The 18,508-nt window shown below is 73.4% G+C and carries 17 protein-coding genes; 11 read left to right on the top strand and 6 right to left on the bottom strand.

All coding sequences use genetic code 11. The features are described from left to right. Nucleotides 1–13: 13 nt before the first annotated feature. The 4 genes from H7X46_RS11105 to infC form a co-directional block, all read right to left on the bottom strand. Nucleotides 14–856: an RNA methyltransferase gene (locus tag H7X46_RS11105; protein ID WP_186359324.1), complete on the bottom strand. Its 843-nt coding sequence runs from the start codon at nt 854–856 to the stop codon at nt 14–16. 1 nt (nt 857) lies between these two features. After that, complete coding sequence (gene rplT / locus H7X46_RS11100; RefSeq protein ID WP_186359323.1) at nt 858–1,241, bottom strand: 50S ribosomal protein L20; 384 nt, start codon at nt 1,239–1,241, stop codon at nt 858–860. 75 nt (nt 1,242–1,316) lie between these two features. Continuing rightward, complete coding sequence (gene rpmI, locus H7X46_RS11095; protein WP_093339532.1) at nt 1,317–1,511, bottom strand: 50S ribosomal protein L35; 195 nt, start codon at nt 1,509–1,511, stop codon at nt 1,317–1,319. A 100-nt stretch (nt 1,512–1,611) separates the two neighbouring features. After that, nucleotides 1,612–2,235, bottom strand: a complete 624-nt coding sequence (gene infC, locus H7X46_RS11090) for a translation initiation factor IF-3 (RefSeq protein ID WP_186359322.1) — start codon at nt 2,233–2,235, stop codon at nt 1,612–1,614. 379 nt (nt 2,236–2,614) lie between these two features. Here infC and H7X46_RS11085 point away from each other — a divergent pair, with 379 nt between their 5' ends. Beyond that, nucleotides 2,615–3,472 (top strand): glycosyltransferase, encoded by an 858-nt coding sequence (locus tag H7X46_RS11085; protein WP_186359321.1) that lies wholly within the window; start codon nt 2,615–2,617, stop codon nt 3,470–3,472. Between the two features lie 164 nt (nt 3,473–3,636). On the opposite strand, the gene uvrA is transcribed toward H7X46_RS11085, so the two are convergent. Next, the gene (gene uvrA / locus H7X46_RS11080) at nt 3,637–6,612 is read right to left on the bottom strand and encodes an excinuclease ABC subunit UvrA (RefSeq protein ID WP_186362596.1); all 2,976 of its coding nucleotides are present in this window, start codon (nt 6,610–6,612) and stop codon (nt 3,637–3,639) included. A 374-nt stretch (nt 6,613–6,986) separates the two neighbouring features. Here uvrA and H7X46_RS11075 point away from each other — a divergent pair, with 374 nt between their 5' ends. The 3 genes from H7X46_RS11075 (at nt 6,987) to H7X46_RS11065 (ending at nt 10,088) form a co-directional block, all read left to right on the top strand. After that, nucleotides 6,987–7,661, top strand: a complete 675-nt coding sequence (locus tag H7X46_RS11075) for an MBL fold metallo-hydrolase (protein ID WP_186359320.1) — start codon at nt 6,987–6,989, stop codon at nt 7,659–7,661. A gap of 965 nt (nt 7,662–8,626) precedes the next feature. After that, nucleotides 8,627–9,193, top strand: a complete 567-nt coding sequence (locus tag H7X46_RS11070; protein ID WP_186359319.1) for a hypothetical protein — start codon at nt 8,627–8,629, stop codon at nt 9,191–9,193. 118 nt (nt 9,194–9,311) lie between these two features. Then, entirely contained in the window at nt 9,312–10,088 is a 777-nt protein-coding gene (locus tag H7X46_RS11065; protein ID WP_186359318.1) for a sporulation protein, read from the top strand. A 13-nt stretch (nt 10,089–10,101) separates the two neighbouring features. Here the strand turns inward: H7X46_RS11065 and H7X46_RS11060 are convergent, their stop codons facing one another. Beyond that, entirely contained in the window at nt 10,102–10,386 is a 285-nt protein-coding gene (locus H7X46_RS11060) for a hypothetical protein (protein ID WP_186359317.1), read from the bottom strand. 537 nt (nt 10,387–10,923) lie between these two features. Between H7X46_RS11060 and H7X46_RS11055 the strand changes: the two genes are divergently transcribed. The 7 genes from H7X46_RS11055 (at nt 10,924) to H7X46_RS11025 (ending at nt 18,457) form a co-directional block, all read left to right on the top strand. Further along, nucleotides 10,924–11,598 carry a hypothetical protein gene (locus H7X46_RS11055; RefSeq protein WP_186359316.1) on the top strand — a complete coding sequence of 225 codons (675 nt, stop codon included), beginning with the start codon at nt 10,924–10,926 and terminating at the stop codon, nt 11,596–11,598. Between the two features lie 27 nt (nt 11,599–11,625). Further along, on the top strand, nt 11,626–12,120 hold the full coding sequence (gene rnhA / locus H7X46_RS11050; RefSeq protein WP_186362595.1) for a ribonuclease HI: 495 nt from the start codon (nt 11,626–11,628) through the stop codon (nt 12,118–12,120). Between the two features lie 63 nt (nt 12,121–12,183). Continuing rightward, nucleotides 12,184–14,280, top strand: coding sequence for a prolyl oligopeptidase family serine peptidase (locus tag H7X46_RS11045; RefSeq protein ID WP_186359315.1), 2,097 nt, complete (start codon nt 12,184–12,186; stop codon nt 14,278–14,280). Between the two features lie 195 nt (nt 14,281–14,475). Next, nucleotides 14,476–14,697 carry a rubredoxin gene (locus H7X46_RS11040; protein WP_186359314.1) on the top strand — a complete coding sequence of 74 codons (222 nt, stop codon included), beginning with the start codon at nt 14,476–14,478 and terminating at the stop codon, nt 14,695–14,697. A 9-nt stretch (nt 14,698–14,706) separates the two neighbouring features. After that, a complete protein-coding gene (locus tag H7X46_RS11035; RefSeq protein WP_186359313.1) occupies nt 14,707–15,474 on the top strand; it encodes a ribonucleotide-diphosphate reductase subunit beta in 768 nt (255 codons plus the stop codon). An 816-nt stretch (nt 15,475–16,290) separates the two neighbouring features. After that, nucleotides 16,291–16,755, top strand: coding sequence for an MSMEG_3727 family PQQ-associated protein (locus H7X46_RS11030; protein WP_186359312.1), 465 nt, complete (start codon nt 16,291–16,293; stop codon nt 16,753–16,755). A 13-nt stretch (nt 16,756–16,768) separates the two neighbouring features. Continuing rightward, entirely contained in the window at nt 16,769–18,457 is a 1,689-nt protein-coding gene (locus tag H7X46_RS11025; protein ID WP_186359311.1) for a PQQ-dependent dehydrogenase, methanol/ethanol family, read from the top strand. Nucleotides 18,458–18,508: the final 51 nt, after the last annotated feature.

Below are 18,508 nucleotides of genomic sequence, written 5' to 3'. Positions count from 1 at the left end.
GTTTCCGAGCAGGTCAGTCCGCGCCCGGCGGCAGCTGCGGGGCGACGCCGGCGCGGGCGCCGACCGTCGCGTACAGGCAGATCGCGGCCGCCGTGGCGAGGTTGAGGGACTCGGCCCGGCCGTGGATGGGGATCCGCACGCGGTGGTCGGCGGCGGCGAACACCTCCGGACCGGGGCCGTGCGCCTCGTTGCCGAGGATCCAGGCGACCGGCCCGGCGAGGATCCGGCTCGTGTCCGGGTCGTGCAGGTCCATCTCGCCGCGCCCGTCGGCCACCAGGGTGGTCAGCCCCGCGGCCCCGCAGGCGGCGACGACGGCAGCTGCGTCCCGCCCGCGGGCCACGGGCAGGTGGAACAGGCTGCCGGTGGAGGCCCGCACCGCCTTGCCGTTGTGCGGGTCGACGGTGTCCCCGGCCAGCAGGACGGCGTCGCAGCCGGCCGCGTCCGCGACCCGGACGACGGTGCCGACGTTGCCGGGGTCGGCGATGCCGGCGCAGACGGTGACGAAACCGGGTGCACCGGCGAGCGCGGTCGCGACCGGCACGTCGAGCAGGTCGCAGACCGCGACCAGCCCCTGCGGGGTGACGGTCTCGGACAGTGCGGCCGCCGCCTTCTCGGTGACGGCCAACACGCGGACGCCGCGGTCGCGGGCCCGTTCGACCAGCTCCGGGTTCCGTGCCCCGGCGGCCTCGGTCACGAAGAGCTCGTGCACGGGGCCGGCGGCGAGGGCCTCGCGGACGGCCTGGGCCCCCTCGACGAGGAAACGCCCGGCCCGATCACGCCCGGCGCGGCGCAGCAGCTTGCGGGCTGCCGCGACGCGCGGGGTGCGTTCGGTGCCGGGCGTCTCGGCGCGGATCACCTCAGGCCGCGGAGCCCTGCTCGGAACCGGCCGGCAGGTTCTCCTTCGCGATCTTGACGAGGGCGGTGAACGCGGCGGGGTCGCTCACGGCGATCTCGGCGAGGTTCTTGCGGTCGACCTCCACACCGGCGGCCTTGAGGCCCTGGACGAACCGATTGTAGGTCATGTCGTTGGCGCGGGCCGCGGCGTTGATCCGGGTGATCCACAGCTGCCGGAAGTCGCCCTTGCGCTGGCGACGGTCCCGGTAGGCGTAGTTCATGGAGTGGAGCATCTGCTCCTTGGCCTTGCGGTACAGCCGCGAACGCTGTCCGCGGTAGCCGGCGGCCGACTCCAGCGTGGTGCGGCGCTTCTTCTGGGCGTTCACCGCGCGCTTCACGCGTGCCATGGTGTGTCTCCTGAGGTGGTTCGGCGGTCTCCGAGGGGCACGGCGGCCGCCGGAAGTTCGTGTGGGGCGGGAAGGTCAGCGACCGAGCAGCTTCTTGACGCGCTTCACGTCCGGCTTGGCCACGTCGACGACACCCGACAGGTCACGCTTCTCCTTGCGCGACTTCACCTCCAGGCGGTGCCGCAGGCCGGCCTGCTGACGCATCAGCTTGCCGCTGCCGGTGGTGCGGACGCGCTTCGCGGTCCCCTTGTGCGTCTTGTTCTTGGGCATGACGTTTCCGTTCGGTGTCGGCCCCCGCCGGTGGCGGGGGTCGGTTCGGGTACTGCGTGTCCACCTCCGCCGACCGGGGGGCCGGTGGCGGAGGCCGGCCTCACGCCTCGGCGTCCGCCGGGGCGTCGGAGGTGGTGGCCGCGGACTTGCGCGGTGCCGGCTTCTTGGTCGGAGCGAGGACCATCGTCATGTTCCGACCGTCCTGCTTCGGCGCGGCCTCGACCACGGCGATGTCGCCGATGTCCTCGGCCAGACGCTGGAGCAGCCGGTAGCCCAGCTCGGGACGCGACTGCTCGCGACCACGGAACATGATCGTGACCTTGACCTTGTTGCCGCCCTCGAGGAAGCGGCGGACGTGGCCGCGCTTGGTCTCGTAGTCGTGCTTGTCGATCTTCGGCCGGAGCTTCTGCTCCTTGATCACGGTGAGCTGCTGGTTGCGCCGGGACTCCCGGGCCTTCTGCGCGCTCTCGTACTTGAACTTGCCGTAGTCCATGAGCTTGCAGACCGGCGGGCGAGCCTGGGCGGCCACCTCGACCAGGTCGAGGTCGGCGTCCTGGGCCAACCGCAGGGCGTCCTCGATGCGCACGATCCCGACCTGCTCCCCGTTCGGGCCGACGAGGCGGACCTCGGGCACGCGGATGCGGTCGTTGATGCGGGGCTCTGTGCTGATGGGGTCTCCTGAGTAACTCGCTGTCGCTACAACCTGCTGCGCCGGCGACGACAAGCGAAGACCCGTTGATCGGCCGGCGACGCACGGGCGCCGCGAGGCCGGACCATGGACCCGGACACCGCTACGAGCACGGCGCGGGTGGGAGCGGGGCTCCACTTGACGCCCGGAACACACGCCTCAACGCGGTCCCGGGTGGTCGCATTCCCGAGAATAGCAGCCCGCCTCCGGGCGGGCCGGGCGGGTCGGCGGACCGGACCGCTCCCCCCGGACGGCGTCGTCCGCCGACGATGATCGCCCCGTGGGGTGGCGTCGGCGGCCGCACGGACGGTACCGCTGGCCGTTCCGACCGGGCATTTCCCCGTCGCCGCGTTGGAGCCGGGGCGTCCGGGCGCCACGATGACGGCCCGCAACCGATCCCCGAGAGGACCTCGCGGTGCCGACCGACCCCACCCCCGCCGTCACGGTGTGCGTCCCGGTGTACCAGGGCGCCGCCCACGTGGAGCAGACGCTGCGCAGCGTGCTCGACCAGGACGTCGACCTCGAGGTGGTCGTCCGGGACAACGGCAGTACCGACGGCACGTCGGACGTGGTCCGGGGCCTCGGCGACCCGCGGGTCCGGCTCGTCCAGGCCGAGGACACGGTGCCGATGCCCGAGAACTGGGCCCGGACCGTGGAGCTCGCCCGGGCCGACCTCGTGAAGATCGTCTGCGCCGACGACCTCGTCGCGCCGGGCGCGCTGGCCGCGCAGGTCGCGACGCTCACCGCGGACCCGTCGCTGGCCCTGGCCGTCGGCCGGACCGACATGATCGACGCCGCGGGCCGGACCCTGTTCCCCAACCGGCACGTGCCGCGGACGCTGCTGGGCCCGCGGGGTGCGGCGGACGTGCTGCGGGCCGTCGTCCGGCACGGGGGAAACCCGATCGGCCCCCCGGCCGCGGTGACGTTCCGCCGCGCGTACTACGAGGCGATCGGCGGTGTCGACGGCACGCTGCTGTTCACGATGGACCTCGACCTGTGGGTCCGGCTGCTGCGGCACGGCGGGCTGCACGGCGACCGGCGCACGGCTGCCTCGTTCCGGATCCACCCCGGTTCGGCGTCGGCCGCGGCGACCCGGGCCGAGTTCGCCGTGCAGCGGGAGTTCACCCGGCGGCTCATCCGGGACGCCGAACCGGTGATCCGGCGCCGTGACCGCGCGATCGGGATCGCCGGCTGCTACGGCGCCCTGGCGCGGCGGTACGCGCTGTTCATGCTCGGCGGGGCCCTCGAGACGGTCCGGGCGCGGCGCGCCTGACCGGCGTCGATCAGGGAACGCGCCGGACCGCGCTCGCCGGACCAGGGCCGCCTGACCGAGGGTCGCGGGGCCCGGGGCCGCCGGGCCCGGGGTTGCCGGACCCGGGGTTGCCGGAGCCGGCGCGCCGGACCCGGGGCCGCTGCCGGGGCGCCGGACCGGAGCGGTCAGCCGGCGGTGGCCGCCTTCGCCCGGCCCCGCGTGCCACCGGCCCCGTTCCGGGAAGCCGTGCCCGACCGCCGTCGCGGTGCCGGGGCCGGGTCCGGGGTCACCAGGTCGCGCAGGAACCGGCCGGTGTGGCTCTCCGGGTGCGCCGCGACCTGCTCCGGCGTGCCCTGCGCGACGACCGTCCCGCCGCCGGAACCGCCCTCCGGGCCCATGTCGATGATCCAGTCCGAGGTCTTGATGACGTCGAGGTTGTGCTCGATGACGATCACCGTGTTGCCCTTGTCGGCCAGCCCCTGGATCACCGCGAGCAGCTTGCGGATGTCCTCGAAGTGCAGGCCCGTGGTCGGCTCGTCCAGGATGTAGACGGTCCGGCCGTTGCTGCGCTTCTGCAGCTCGGAGGCCAGCTTCACGCGCTGCGCCTCACCGCCGGACAGCGTCGGCGCCGGCTGCCCGAGCCGGACGTAGCCGAGACCGACGTCGACCAGGGTCCGCAGGTACCGGCTGATCGAGGTGATCGGCTCGAAGAACTCGGCGGCCTCCTCGATCGGCATGTCGAGGACGTCGGCGACGGTCTTGCCCTTGTAGTGGACCTCCAGGGTCTCCCGGTTGTAGCGGGCCCCCTTGCAGACCTCGCACGGGACGTAGACGTCCGGCAGGAAGTTCATCTCGATCTTGATCGTCCCGTCGCCGGTGCACGCCTCGCAGCGGCCACCCTTGACGTTGAACGAGAACCGGCCCTCGGTGTAGCCGCGGACCTTGGCCTCGGTGGTGGCCGCGAACAGCTTGCGGACCTTGTCCCACACCCCGGTGTAGGTGGCCGGGTTCGAGCGGGGGGTACGCCCGATCGGCGACTGGTCGACGCGCACGAGCTTGTCGACCTGGTCGACGCCGGTGATCCGGGTGTGCCGGCCGGGCACCTGGCGAGCGCCGTTGAGCCGGTTCGCCAGGACCGTGGCGAGGATGTCGTTGATCAACGTGGACTTCCCCGAGCCGGACACCCCGGTGACCGAGACGAGGCCGCCGAGCGGCACGTCGACGTCGATCCCGCGCAGGTTGTGCTCGCGGGCGCCGACGATCGTCAGCTTCCGGTCCGGGTCGAGCGTGCGGCGCTGCGGCAGCGGGATCGACTTCCGCCCGGACAGGTAGGCACCGGTCAGCGAGGTGTCGTGCGACTCCAGGTCGGCGACCGTGCCCGAGTGCACGATGTGCCCGCCGTGCTCCCCCGCGCCGGGGCCGATGTCGACCGCCCAGTCGGAGGCGCGGATGGTGTCCTCGTCGTGCTCGACGACGATGAGCGTGTTGCCCAGGTCGCGCAGCCGGCTCAGGGTGTCGATGAGCCGCCGGTTGTCCCGCTGGTGCAGGCCGATCGACGGCTCGTCGAGCACGTACAGCACCCCGACCAGCCCGGACCCGATCTGGGTGGCCAGCCGGATCCGCTGCGCCTCGCCGCCGGACAGCGTGCCCGCGGCCCGGTCCAGCGACAGGTAGTCCAGCCCGACGTCGAGCAGGAAGCCGAGCCGGGCCTGGACCTCCTTGAGCACCGCGCCGGCGATCATGGCCTGGCGGTCGTCGAGCACCATGCCGTTGAGGAACGCCGAGCACTCGGCGACCGACATGCTCGAGACCTGCGCGATCGACCGCTCCCCCAGGTCCTGGTGCGGCAGGGTCACGGACAGCACCTCGGGCCGCAGCCGGGCACCGCCGCAGGCCGGGCACGGGATGTCGCGCATGTAGCCCTCGTAGCGCTCGCGCTGCGACTCCGACTCGGTCTGCTCCAGGCGCCGCTCCAGGAAGGGCATGACGCCCTCGAAGTTGGCGTAGTACGAGCGCTCGCGGCCGTACCGGTTGCGGTAGCGGACGTGCACCTGGTCGGTGCTGCCCTGGAGCACCGCCTTCTGGGCGGCCGCGGGCAGCTTCCGCCAGGGCGTGTCCATCCGGAAGCCGATCGCGTTCGACAGCCCGGTCAGCAGCCGCCCGAAGTACTCGGCGTTGTGCCCCGACGACCAGGGCGCGATGGCGCCGTCGGCCAGCGACAGGTCCGGGTCGGGGACGACGAGCTCCGGGTCGACCTCCTTCTTGATGCCGATGCCGGTGCAGGCCGGGCAGGCGCCGTAGGGCGAGTTGAAGGAGAAGGTGCGCGGCTCGAGGTCGTCGACGGCCAGGGTGTGGCCGTTCGGGCAGGCCATCCGCTCGGAGAACCGGCGCTCCCGGCCGGGGTCGTCTGCGGGGAGGTCGACGAAGTCGAGGACGACCAGCCCGTCGGCGAGCCGCAGCGCGGTCTCCACCGAGTCGGTGAGCCGCTGCTTGGCGGTCGCCTTGACCGACAGCCGGTCGACGACCACCGCGATGTCGTGCTTCTCCTGCTTCTTCAGCGTGGGCGGGTCGGAGAGCTGGTACACGGTGCCGTCGACGAGCACCCGCGAGTAGCCCTGCGACTGCAGGGTGGAGAACAGGTCGACGAACTCGCCCTTGCGGGTCCGGACGACCGGGGCGAGCACCTGGAAGCGGCTGCCCTGCTCCATCTCCAGGACCTGGTCGACGATCTGCTGCGGGGTCTGCTTCGCGATCCGCTCGTCGCACTGCGGGCAGTGCGGGATCCCGGCGCGGGCGTAGAGCAGCCGCAGGTAGTCGTGGATCTCGGTGATCGTGCCGACCGTGGAGCGCGGGTTGCGGTTGGTCGACTTCTGGTCGATCGAGACCGCCGGGGACAGACCCTCGATGAAGTCGACGTCGGGCTTGTCCATCTGCCCGAGGAACTGGCGGGCGTAGGCCGACAGCGACTCGACGTAGCGCCGCTGCCCCTCCGCGAAGATCGTGTCGAACGCCAGGCTCGACTTCCCGGAGCCGGACAGCCCGGTGAACACGATCATGCTGTCGCGGGGCAGGTCGATGTCGACGCCCTGCAGGTTGTGCTCCCGCGCGCCGCGCACGACCAGCTTGGGACCGCTCGGGACCGGCGACGCCCCCGGGGACAGGGCGGTGCCGGCGTCACGGCGGTCGGGCCTCTGGTCGCTCACGATGCGCGCCTCCTGGAACGGCGAGGTCGTCGGGGGACCCTGGTGGGACACCCACGGCGGTCGGGACATTCCGCGACCGGGCTGTGACGTCCGGCGGCTGCCGGCCGCGGGGGTGTCTCCACGTCCGGCACCGATGCTAGGTCGACCCTCCGACAAGAATCCCGCGAGCGTGTGTTCCCGCAGGTCCCCCTCGGTGGATGCGCCCCGGCACGCGCCGGTCGGTACACCGCAACCATACTCGTACGCATGTTCGAGCCGTGAGCGGGCCCGCCCGTGCGACCGGCGGGTTCTCCCTGCGGCCGATGCCGGGCCGGGCCGTTACCCTCGCGCCCGTGGACGTCCTGGACTACTACACCGGTCACACCGACCCGGGTGGCGCGGCCATCCGGCGCGACCTCGACCGGCTGAGCATCAGCAAGATCTCGGTCGGCGAGATGGACAACAACGCCTACCTGCTCGTGTGCAAGCAGAGCAACGAGGCGCTGCTGATCGACGCGGCCGCGGAGCCGGCCCGGCTCGCCGATCTCATCGGCGCCACCGACGAGCGCCCGGACCTGCGCCATCTCGTCACCACCCACCGGCACGCCGACCACTGGCAGGCGCTGGGCGCGATCGCCGGAATGTTCGAGCCGCGGCTGATCGCGCACCCGCAGGACGCGCCCGAGCTCCCGGCGCCGATGGACGAGTTCGTCGAGGACGGTGACACGATCTCCTTCGGCGAGATCGAGCTGGAGGTCACCCACCTGCGCGGGCACACGCCGGGCTCGATCGCGCTGCTCTACCGGGGCGAGGACCGGCCGCACCTGTTCACCGGCGACAGCCTCTTCCCGGGCGGGCCGGGCAAGACGTGGTCGCGGGAGGACAACGCGCAGCTGCTGGCCGACCTCGAGGAGCGGGTGTTCGACCGGCTCCCCGACGAGACCTGGTTCTACCCGGGGCACGGCGACGACTCCACGCTCGGCGCGGAGCGGCCGCACCTTCCGGAGTGGAAGTCGCGCGGCTGGTAGCCGCTGCCGGGCCACCCGTCGGGACTGCCTGCCATCGGCGGGTCTCCCCGACGGCGCGGTGCCCGTGGGATGCGCCGACCGTGAGCGGGTGAGGCGGCTGACCCGCGCCACGCCCGGATCGATCAGCACGCTCCCGCCCCCGAGGGGGCGACCCCGTGCACCTCGGGCACGGCGCCCCAGATCGATCAACACGGTGTCGCCTCGGGCGGGGCGACACCGTGCACCTCGACCCCCGAACCCGGGTCGATCAACACGACGTCGCCCCGCGGAGGGCACCAACGTGCACCTCGGGCACGGCGCCCCGATCGATCAACACGTTGTCGCCTCGAGCGGGGCGATACCGTGCACCTCGAGCACGGCGCCCCGATCGATCAACACGATGTGACCCCGGGCGGGGCGACAACGTGCACCTCGACAACCGCACCGGTCTCGATCAGCACGATCCCGCCCTCGACAGGGCAGCACCGTGCACCTCGAGCACCACGCCCAGATCGATCAGCACGATCCCGCCCCGGCCGGGACGACAACGTGCACCTCGACCCCCGAACCCGGGTCGATCAACACGATGTGGCCACGGGCGGGGCGACAACGTGCAACTCGCGCCCCGAGCCCGGATCGATCAACACGACGTCGCCCCGCGGAGGGCACCAACGTGCACCTCGGGCACGGCGCCCCGATCGATCAGCACGTTGTCGCCTCGGGCGGGGCGACAACGTGCAACCCGAGCCTCGCTCACGGGCCGATCAACTCGGTGTTGGCGCCGACACCGTGCCTCTCGAGCGCCGCGCGCGTGTCGATCGGCCCGTGTCGAGCAGACCGTCCTGGCGAGCACGAACGCGACCGCTGCGGGCCTGCCGAATCGGACTACTGGGTTACTCCGTTCGGCGGCTAACGCTGGGCCGCGCGTCGCGATGTCACCGGTGGACGGGCCGCACCAGGCGGCTCTGGTCACCGGGAGACCAGCCGTGGTGCGCACCGATCAGCCCCGAGCACGCCGTCTCGGCCGCCGCACGCTCGGTGCGCTCGTACCGGCGACGCTCGTCGCCGCCCTGGGCGTCGCGGCCGCGCTCACCCTGACCGAGATCCCTGCCGCCTCGGTCGCCGAGGCCACCGGCCCGATCGAACCGGCCGCGGCCCCGCGCCCGAACGCGCCGGCCGCGCTGCCGCGCACGCTGGTGCCGCCGCCACCGCTCCCCGACCGCGTCGTCCCTCCGTTCCCGCTCCCGGTGCCGGCCGGCGAGGAACCCGAGCCCGAACGCGCCACCGTCTACACGTGTGATCCGACCGGCGATCCCGAGTTCGGCGACCCCGGCAACCCGAACGTGATCACCAACAAGGACTGCCCGGAGATCAACGCAGCGAAGGAGCGGGCCAACCGGGAGTTCGCGGAGCAGCTCGACGGAGAGGTCGTCGGGGACCATCGGGAACGCACCTGTTCGGACCCCACCAGCGCCGAGTACGGCACCGCTGCTTGTGGTGCCGACGCCGACGGCGACGGGCTGATGGATGGCGGACCGCTCGACACCAACTGAGGGCACGCCGAACGCCGGCCCGGTTCACGAGCCCACCTGTCATCGGATGCGGCCGGAAGGCCGGTTCGCTCCGCCCCTCCTCCCGCTAGCGTTGCGGCACACACGGGGGGAGCGACAGATGGTGTTCAAGAAGCTCAAGGCGCGGTTCGGCGGCGGCACGACGGTCGACACGGCCGTGCACACCCCGGTCACGCAGCCGGGCGGGTTCCTCGACGGCGTCGTCGAGATCGTCGGCGGCGACGTCGAGCAGCGGATCAAGTACCTGGCGCTGCGGCTCGAGGTCGAGGTGGAGGTCGAGCGGGACGACCGCGAGCACCGCTCGACGACGTCGTTCGCGGAGCAGCGGGTCGCGGACCGGTTCGAGCTGCATCCCGGCGAGCGGCGTTCGGTGCCGTTCCGGTTCGAGGTTCCGCTGCAGTCACCGTTCAACGTGGTGCACGGCCGCGACCTCCCTGGCGTCCGGCTCGGCCTGCGCACCGAGCTGGACATCGCCGGCTCGCTCGACCGGGGCGACCTCGACCCGGTCCGGGTCGAGCCGATCCCGCCGCAGCAGCGGCTGCTGGCCGCGTTCGAGCAGGCCGGCTGCCATTTCCTGCGGGCCGACGTCGAGCAGGGCCACATCCCGGGCGCGCAGTTCGGCTTCTACCAGGAGATCGAGTTCGCGCCACCGCGGGACCTGCGGGGCCTCAAGGAGGTGGAGGTCAGCTTCCTGGCCGGGCCGCACGCGATCGACGTCCTGATCCAGGGCGACCGTCGCGGCGGGTTCCTCGACGCCGGCGGGGACCGGGTCGCCCGGCTCACCATCCCGTACGACCAGCTCGATCGGCACGACTGGGCGTCCGAGATGCGCGGGCACCTGGGAGAGCTGGCGCGACGGCGGGGCCTGTTCGGCTGAGACGAGCCGGGCGCTACGGCAGGCCGGGCGGCGGCCCGGCGCCCGCGGCGGCGTACAGCTCGCGCCACCGGTCGGCCGGCAGCCGCTCGAGCGGGCGGTCGGCCAGCTCCCACGCCGCCGGGACGGCCACGGCGAGCAGGTCCGCGCCGAGCAGCCCGGCGTCGTCGAGCTCGGCGACCAGCTGCGGTGCCCGGGGGCCACCGACCCGGGCGACGGCGGCCTCCCACTCGGCCGGGGTGAGCGGGCGATCCCGGTCGAGCAGGGCGTTCACGGTGATCTCGTAGAGGGCCTGGCTCACGCGGCCCAGGTTGCCAGCCGTGCGACGACCGGTGCGAGATCCGCGGCATGCGGCGCACCGACCCGCATCACCGGCTCCCCGTCGACCGCCGGACGATCATCGTCACGGGACGACCGGCCGTCGTGACTGCTCCGAACGGACGCTGTGCCGGGCGTGGTGCCCGCTTAGCGTGCCGGACCGATGAGCGCTCCCCACGCCGACGACCGTGACCCCATCCACCCCGAGGACCGCCCCGACGGCCGTCCGGCGGCGGCCGTGGTCGACGGGCCGGTGGTGCCGGTCCCGCGGACGGAGCCACCGCCGGGCCCCGGACCGCTGGCCGGCGCCCCAGCACAGCCCGCCCCGCCACAGCCCGCCCCGCCACAGCCCGCCCCGCCACGATCCGCTCCACCGGAGCCCGCTCCGCCACAACCCGCTCCGCCGAAGCCCGCTCCACCACAACCTGCTCCGCCCGCGGTCCCCGGCCCCCGCGGCGGCACGCCGGCCGCACCCGGGACGATCCTGCCCGCCGGACCGCCCCCACCGGCGTCGGACGCGGTGACCGGCCCGGTGCCGGGCCCGGGCACGGGCCCGCACACCCCGCCGCTGCCGTGGCCCGCGGTGGTCCTCACCGCCGAGGCCCCGGAGGCGCCCGCGGGTGCGCCGGCCTGGCGGCGCGCCCTGCACGGCCTCGCCCCGGCCCGGCTCGGCGCCGTCGGGCACCGGACCGCCGCGGTCGCCGTCGGTGCGACCTTCATGCTGGCCGTCGCGGCCGTCGTCACGACGTCCGCCGGGACCGGGGAGGGCACCGGCGGCAACCCGGCGGGCCCGCCGGCCGAGGCGCCGGTCGCGGCACCGCCCGACCTGGTCGCCGGAACGAGGGCGGCCGACCCGGCCACGTTCGGGGCCACCCCGTCGTTCACCTCACCGACCGGCAACATCGCGTGCCGGATCGACGACGGCGCGGCCCGCTGCGACGTCGAGGACCGCACCTGGACGCCGCGGGGCGCGTCCGGCTGCGCCGAGGCCGGTCTGGTCGTCGACGGCGCGGCGCGGGCACGCGCGACCTGTGACGGCACCCCGGCCCGGCCGGGCGGCACGGCGCTCCGCTACGGCACGCACGTCACGCACGGCGACCTGACCTGCGTGAGCCGGCGGTCCGGGGTCGAGTGCCGGGACGCCCGCAGCGGGCACGGCTTCGTCGCGTCCCGGGCGTCGTACCGGCTGTACTGAGACTCGGCTAGCGTCCCGGCCGTGACGGTGATCGTGGAGATCTTCACCGACGGTGCCTGCGTCCCGAACCCGGGCCCGGGCGGCTGGGGTGCGGTGCTGCGCTACGGCACGCACGAGCGCGAGCTGCACGGTGGCGAGCCGGCGACGACCACGAACAACCGCATGGAGCTCACCGCCCCGATCCGCGCGCTGGAGGTGCTGACCCGGCGCAGCGTCGTCCACCTGCACACCGACAGCACCTACGTCCGCAACGGGATCACCCGCTGGCTGCCGAGCTGGAAGGCGCGCGGGTGGCGGACCGCGGCCGGCGAGCCGGTGAAGAACGACGACCTGTGGCGGGAGCTGGAGGCCGCGGTCGGCCGGCACGACGTCACCTGGTTCTGGGTCAAGGGGCACGCCGGCCACCCGGAGAACGAGCGGGCCGACCGGCTCGCCGCGCGCGGGTGCGCGGAGGCCGGCGGCTCCGTCGCGAAGCCGGCCCGCCCGCGGGCCCCGCGCGGGCGGCGGCGCGCGCCGGCCTGAGCTCGCCGTCGGGGGTGTCGGCTAACGTCCGGCGCGACCGCCGACCCCCGGAGAGAGCACGCCGTGACCGACTCGTTCCCCCGCCTGCACGCCCGCACTCGCCGGTTCACGCTCGGCGTGCCCCGCGGCTTCACCGTCGCCCCGGACGGCTCCCGCGCGGTGTTCCTGCGCAGCCGGTCCGGGACGGACCCGGTGACCTGCCTGTGGTCGATCGACGCGGCGACCGGGATGGAACGGCTGCTCGTCGATCCCGCGGAGGTCCCCGGCCTGCCCGGTGAGGAGGATCTGCCGGCCGAGGAGCGGGCCCGCCGGGAACGCGTGCGCGAGCAGGCGGGCGGCGTCGTCGGGTACACGGTGGACACCGCGGTCGAGCGGGCGGTGTTCGCGCTGTCCGGCCGGCCGTTCACCGTCTCCCTGACCGGCACACCGGACGTCCGGCCGCTGGACGTCGGTGGGATCGAGGCCGTCGTCGACCCGCGGATCGACCCGACCGGGACCCGGGTCGCGTTCGTCGCGGGGCGGGCCCTGCACCTGCACGACCTCGCCTCCGGGTCCACCACCCGGCTCGTCGCCCCGGAGGGTCCCGCGGTCTCCTACGGTCTCGCGGACTTCGCCGCGGCCGAGGAGATGGGCCGCACGCGCGGCTTCTGGTGGTCCCCCGAGGGGGACGCGCTGCTCGTCGCCCGCGTCGACGAGTCCCCGGTCGCGCGCTGGCACATCGCCGATCCGGCACATCCGGACCGGGCACCGGCCGAGATCCGCTACCCGGCCGCGGGCACGCCGAACGCGCTCGTCGGGCTGGAGATCGTCACGGTCGGCGGCGAGCGCACCCCGGTGACCTGGGACGCCGCCGCCCACGAGTACCTGGCCACCGCGGGGTGGGACGCGCACGGCCCGCTCATCTCGGTGCAGCCCCGCGACCAGCGCGAGGTGCGCACGCTGGCCGTCGACCCGGCGACCGGCGCGACCCGCACGCTGCACGTCCAGGCCGACCCGGTGTGGGTGGAGAACGTGCCGGGCGTCCCGGCGCGGACCGCGTCCGGGCTGCTCGTGCGGGCCGAGGACGCCGGCGGGGCCCGCCGGCTGGTCGCCGGCGACACCGCGCTGACCGAACCTGATCTGCAGGTCCGCGAGGTGCTCGGGATCGACGGCGAGACCGTGCTGTTCCGGGCGTCGGCCGAGCCGACCTCGGTGGCGCTCCACTCGGTCACGCCCGGTGCGGAACCGGTCCGGCTGTCGCCCGCCGAGGGGCTGCACTCCGGCACCACGTCGGGCGGCACCCTGGTGCGGGTCTCGCAGGATCTCGGCAGCGCACCGCACGCCGTGCTGGTCACCGCCGACGGCACCGAGCGCCCGGTCGCCGGGCACGCCGTGGACCCGGGGTTCTCCCCCGACGTCACGTTGCGCGCGTTCGGCGAGCGGGAGCTGCGGACGGCGGTGTTCCTGCCGGCCGGGCACGTCCCCGGCACGAAGGTCCCGGTGCTGCTCGACCCGTACGGCGGCCCCCACTCCCAGCGGGTCGTGCAGGCCCGCAACGCGCACCTGACCAGCCGCTGGTTCGCCGACCAGGGGTTCGCGGTGCTCGTGACCGACGGCCGCGGGTCCCCCGGCCGCGGTCCGGAGTTCGAGCGCGCGATCCACGGCGACCTCGCCGGGCCGGTGCTGGAGGACCAGATCGCGGCGCTGCACGCGGCCGCCGAGGAGTACCCGGACCTCGACCTGGCCCGGGTCGGCATCCGCGGCTGGTCGTTCGGCGGCTACCTGGCCGCGCTCGCGGTGCTGCGCCGCCCGGACGTGTTCCACGCCGCGATCGCCGGCGCCCCGGTGACCGACTGGGCGCTCTACGACACCCACTACACCGAGCGCTACCTGGGGCTTCCCGGCGGTGAGCCGTACACCCGGTCGTCGATCGTGGACGACGCCGCGGTGCCCCCGACCGGCGAGGCGCCGCACCGGCCGCTGATGATCGTGCACGGGCTGGCCGACGACAACGTCGTCGCCGCGCACACGCTGCGGCTGTCCTCGGCACTGCTCGCCGCGGGCCGGCCGCACCAGGTGCTTCCGCTGTCCGGGGTCACGCACATGACGCCGCAGGAGGTGGTCGCCGAGAACCTGCTGCTGCTCCAGGTCGGGTTCCTGCGCGACGCGCTCGGCACGTGAGGTCCCCGGGCGGCGCGGCCACCGCGGGGCCCCCTTGCGGTCCCCCGCCCGGTGTGGCTACCTGGGTCCCGGACGGCCCTTCGCGCCGATCCGGTTCAACCCGGCCACACGGCGACGGAGCCGTGGGAGGCACATGACGATGCGTGACGATTTCCCGACCCAGGCTGAATCCCGCTCCGCGCGGCGAGGTGACGCATGAGCGTCGACACGTCCGCCCCGGCCCGGCCGGAGGCGGCGAGATGGTTCTGCGAACCCTGCGGCTTCGTCTACGACCCCGCGGAGGGCGACCCGGACGGCGGGATCCCGCCGGGGACGCCGTTCGAGGAGATCCCCGACGACTGGATGTGCCCCATCTGTGGTGCCGGCAAGGCGGACTTCCGGATGTTGGAGCCGGGTGAGGACTTCCCGGGGATGTGAGGGACACCGATGACCATGATCGCCGGGTACGCCCACTTCGCGCAGCTCGCCGAGTCGCTGCAGTGGGACGAGACCGAGATCGACTACACGGCCGACCGCGCGGGGTGGCCGCGGCTCACCGACTCCGAGAACGCCCAGCTCCTCGGGCTGATCGCCGGCTTCTGCATCGCCGAGGCCTCGGTGGCCGGGCAGCTCGGTTCCTACCAGGCGGCCGCGCGTGACGCCTCGATGGAGGCCACCTTCCGGGCCCAGGCCCGCGACGAGGCACGGCACGCACGCTTCTTCGACCTCGTCGCCGCCGACGTCGCCGGCGTGCCCGGCCCGACCCCCGCGGCGCGGCGCGACGTGCTGCGCGGGCACGTCAGCTCCGAGCTGGTCGGGCTGTTCGAGCAGCGCTTGCCGGACACCGCCCGGCGGCTCGCCGAGGACCACACCGGCCTGACCGGCGCCGTCGGCCTGTACCACATGGTGATCGAAGGTGTGGTGCTCCTGGCGGGCCAGAACGCGATGCTCGACGCGCTCGAGGGCCTGTCCGTCGAGCTGCCCGGCGTGCGGAAGGGGATGGAGCTGGTCCTCCGCGACGAGCGCTGGCACATCGGGTTCGGGTCACGCATCGTGCAGGGCTCCGCGATCAGCGCCGAGCAGGCCGCCGACCTGCTCGAACAGGGCGAGGAGTCCGCGAAGGTCTGGGGTGACCTCATCTCCCCCGCCGCCATCGAGACCGCGGTGCGCCAGCACAAGCGCCGGCTCAAGGCGGCCGGCATCAAGTTCTGGTGACGAGCCGGGCACCGAAGTGAGAGTAAACATGTGTTTCGACGGGGCTACGTGACGAAACACGTGTTTCGTTCACCGCGTCTCCGGCCCGCATGCCGCGGCGGAATGTGCCCGGCCACCGGGCGGTGTGCCCGGCGAGCCCCGGTCGCCGCACTGTCCATACGCGAGTGACCGACGGCTCCGCCGCACGTCACCGGGCTGCGGCGGCTCGCCGGGAAAGGTTCGCGATACCACGTCGAGATTTCCGCTTCCCGGCCCCGAGCGATCGCCCCGGCAATTCCTGCGCGATCCGATAATCGTCGGCATGCCGCCCGCCACGCGAATCCACAGTGGTCACGGAAAATGGTGGGACGGTAAATGATGGAACGGTCGGCGGATTCCGCCCCACCACGCACCGCACCCGCCGGCAGCCCCGGACGGCCGTCGGGCCGCACCCGTCCCGCCCCGGCGCCCCACCCGGGCCGCCGGACCGGGGCCGGTCCCGGCCGCCGGCGCCCGGCTCGTCCGGGGCTCGGCGCTGACCAGCACCGCCGTCACCCGTACGGTCCGTCGCGAGCCCGCCTACCTGACCGTTCGGACAGGGTCAATCCGAGGGCGTTCGGGCCGCCGCGCCCGCATGCCCGCTCCCGTTGCCCCGCAGCGGGCGACGAGCCGTACAACGTGGACCGACAAGGTCGGGTATTCGCCGGCCTCGCCGACCCGGCCGGTACCGTTGATCGTTTCTCGAAATCCGCGCGGAAGCAGGGTTGACGGCCCGCACCAGCGGTGTGAAAGTGATCACGTACTCCACCGACAATTCGCGTTCGGGAGGATATGTCAATGACGACGACCGAAAGTGATCGGGAGGGCCAGCTGGCGGCGGCGGGGCTGGACGGGCAGAACCGCACCGCCCTGGGGCGCCTGCTCAACACGGGGAGCATCGGGCACGCGGAGGAGGACGCCGACGGGACCATGCGCGCCACGATCCGGATCCCGGAGGACGAGCTGCGCTACGACCCGTCCATCCTGATCCTCCCGCACGGCGGCGACCTCGTGCTGACCCTGATCAACGACGACAAGAACACGCACTGCGCGGTGCTGCCCTGCAACGGGGACCCCAAGTTCATCTGGCTGGTCAACCACGCCAAGGGGACGGCCTCGATCAACCTCGACGGTCCCGGCACCTACTACTACAGCTCCACCAGCGGCAACGACGAGGGCCGCGGCCTCGTCGGAGCGATCGTCATCACCGGGGAAGTCCCCGACCACGCCAAGCTCGACCGGCCCCCGCAGCCGCGCCCGTAGGAAGGAGCAGCACATGACCGACTACGTCGACGCCGGCGAGGCCATCTCGTTCGCGCAGCTGAGCAACGTCAAGGGCAGCGCACCTGCTACGTCCGCCGTGGACTACGAGCGGATCCGGGCCGCCGCCTCCGAGCCCGAGAACTGGCTCACCTACTACGGAACCTACGACGGTCAGCGGTGCAGCCGGCTCGACCAGATCAACAAGGAGAACGTGAAGCGGCTGGTACCGGCCTGGGTGTTCCAGGCCGGTGCGACGGGCATGCAGTCCGGTGCGTCGACCTACTCGTTCGAGGCCTCGCCGATCGTCGTCGACGGGATCATGTACGTCTCGGGGCCGGACGGGAAGGCGTGGGCCATCGACGCCACGACCGGCGAGGAGCTCTGGCGCTACAAGCACGCGTCGCCGTACGACGTGTCGCTGTGCTGCGGGAACGTGAACCGGGGCCTGGCGGTCGGGCACGGCAAGGTCTACATGTACACGCTCAACGCGCACCTCATCGCGCTCGACGCGACGACCGGCGAGAAGGTGTGGGACACGGTCAACGGCGACGTGCGGGCCGGCGAGAGCGGCACCGTCGCGCCGCTGCTCGTGAAGGACATGGTCATCTGCGGCAGCTCCGGCGGGGAGTTCGGGAGCCGGGGGCACCTCGACGCCTTCGACGCCCAGACCGGCGAGCGCCGCTGGCGCCGCTACATGGTGCCCAAGCCCGGCGAGCCCGGCTCCGAGACCTGGCCGGACGACGGCGAGGCGTGGCAGCGCGGCGGGGCGAACTGCTGGGTCACCCCGACCTACGACCCGGAGCTGGAGCTGCTCTACCAGGGCACGGGCAACCCGGCGCCGGACTTCGACGGCGGCGTGCGCCCCGGCGACAACCTCTACACCGACAGCACCGTCGCGGTGGACGTCAACACCGGGGAGATCCGCTGGCACTACCAGTTCACCCCGCACGACCTGTGGGACTACGACTCCACGATGGAGAACGTCCTGTTCGACGCGCCCGACGGCCGCAAGCTGCTCGGGCACGCCGACAAGAACGGCTACTTCTTCGTCCTGGACCGGACCAACGGTGACCTGGTCCGCGTGTTCCCGTTCGTCGACCGCATCACCTGGGGTGAGATCGCGCCGGACGGCACGGTCACGCCCAAGGTGTACCCGGACGAGGAGGGCGTCCCGGTGCACTTCTGGCCGGGTCCGGCCGGCGGCAAGGAATGGACGCACATGGCGTTCAACCCCCAGACCGGGCTGATGTACGTGCCGGTCCAGGAGGTCGGGGCGACGGCGACCCGCCGCCGGCGCGAGTTCAAGGAGAGCATCCCGTACTGGGGTGCGGGCGTCGCCGTGGACATCGAGGACTTCTACGGCTTCGTCGCCGCGATCGACCCCCTCACCGGCGAGGAGAAGTGGCGCTGGCGCAACGAGTACCCGATGTGTGCCTCGACGCTGACCACGGCGGGCGGGCTGGTCTTCCAGGGCACCCCGACCGGCGAGTTCGTCGCGCTCGACGCCGACACCGGCGAGAAGCTCTGGTCGTTCCAGTGCGGCAGCGGGCACCACTCGAGCCCGAGCACGTTCAGCGTCGACGGCCGCCAGTACGTCGTCGTGCCGACCGGCTGGGGTGGCTGGATCGAGGGGTTCCTGCCCGGGTTGCTCGGCGCCGCCGCAGGTGACGCGCTGTTCTGCTTCGCCCTGCCGGAGAGCTGAGGGAGACGAACGGCACTGCCGTCGCCGCGGACCACCGCAGAAGGGAGGTGA

It is taken from the genome of Pseudonocardia sp. C8, assembly GCF_014267175.1.
In the GTDB taxonomy this organism is placed as follows: Bacteria; Actinomycetota; Actinomycetes; order Mycobacteriales; family Pseudonocardiaceae; genus Pseudonocardia.
Note: the sequence above shows the minus strand (reverse complement) of the source record. Positions and strands in the feature narration are given on the sequence as shown.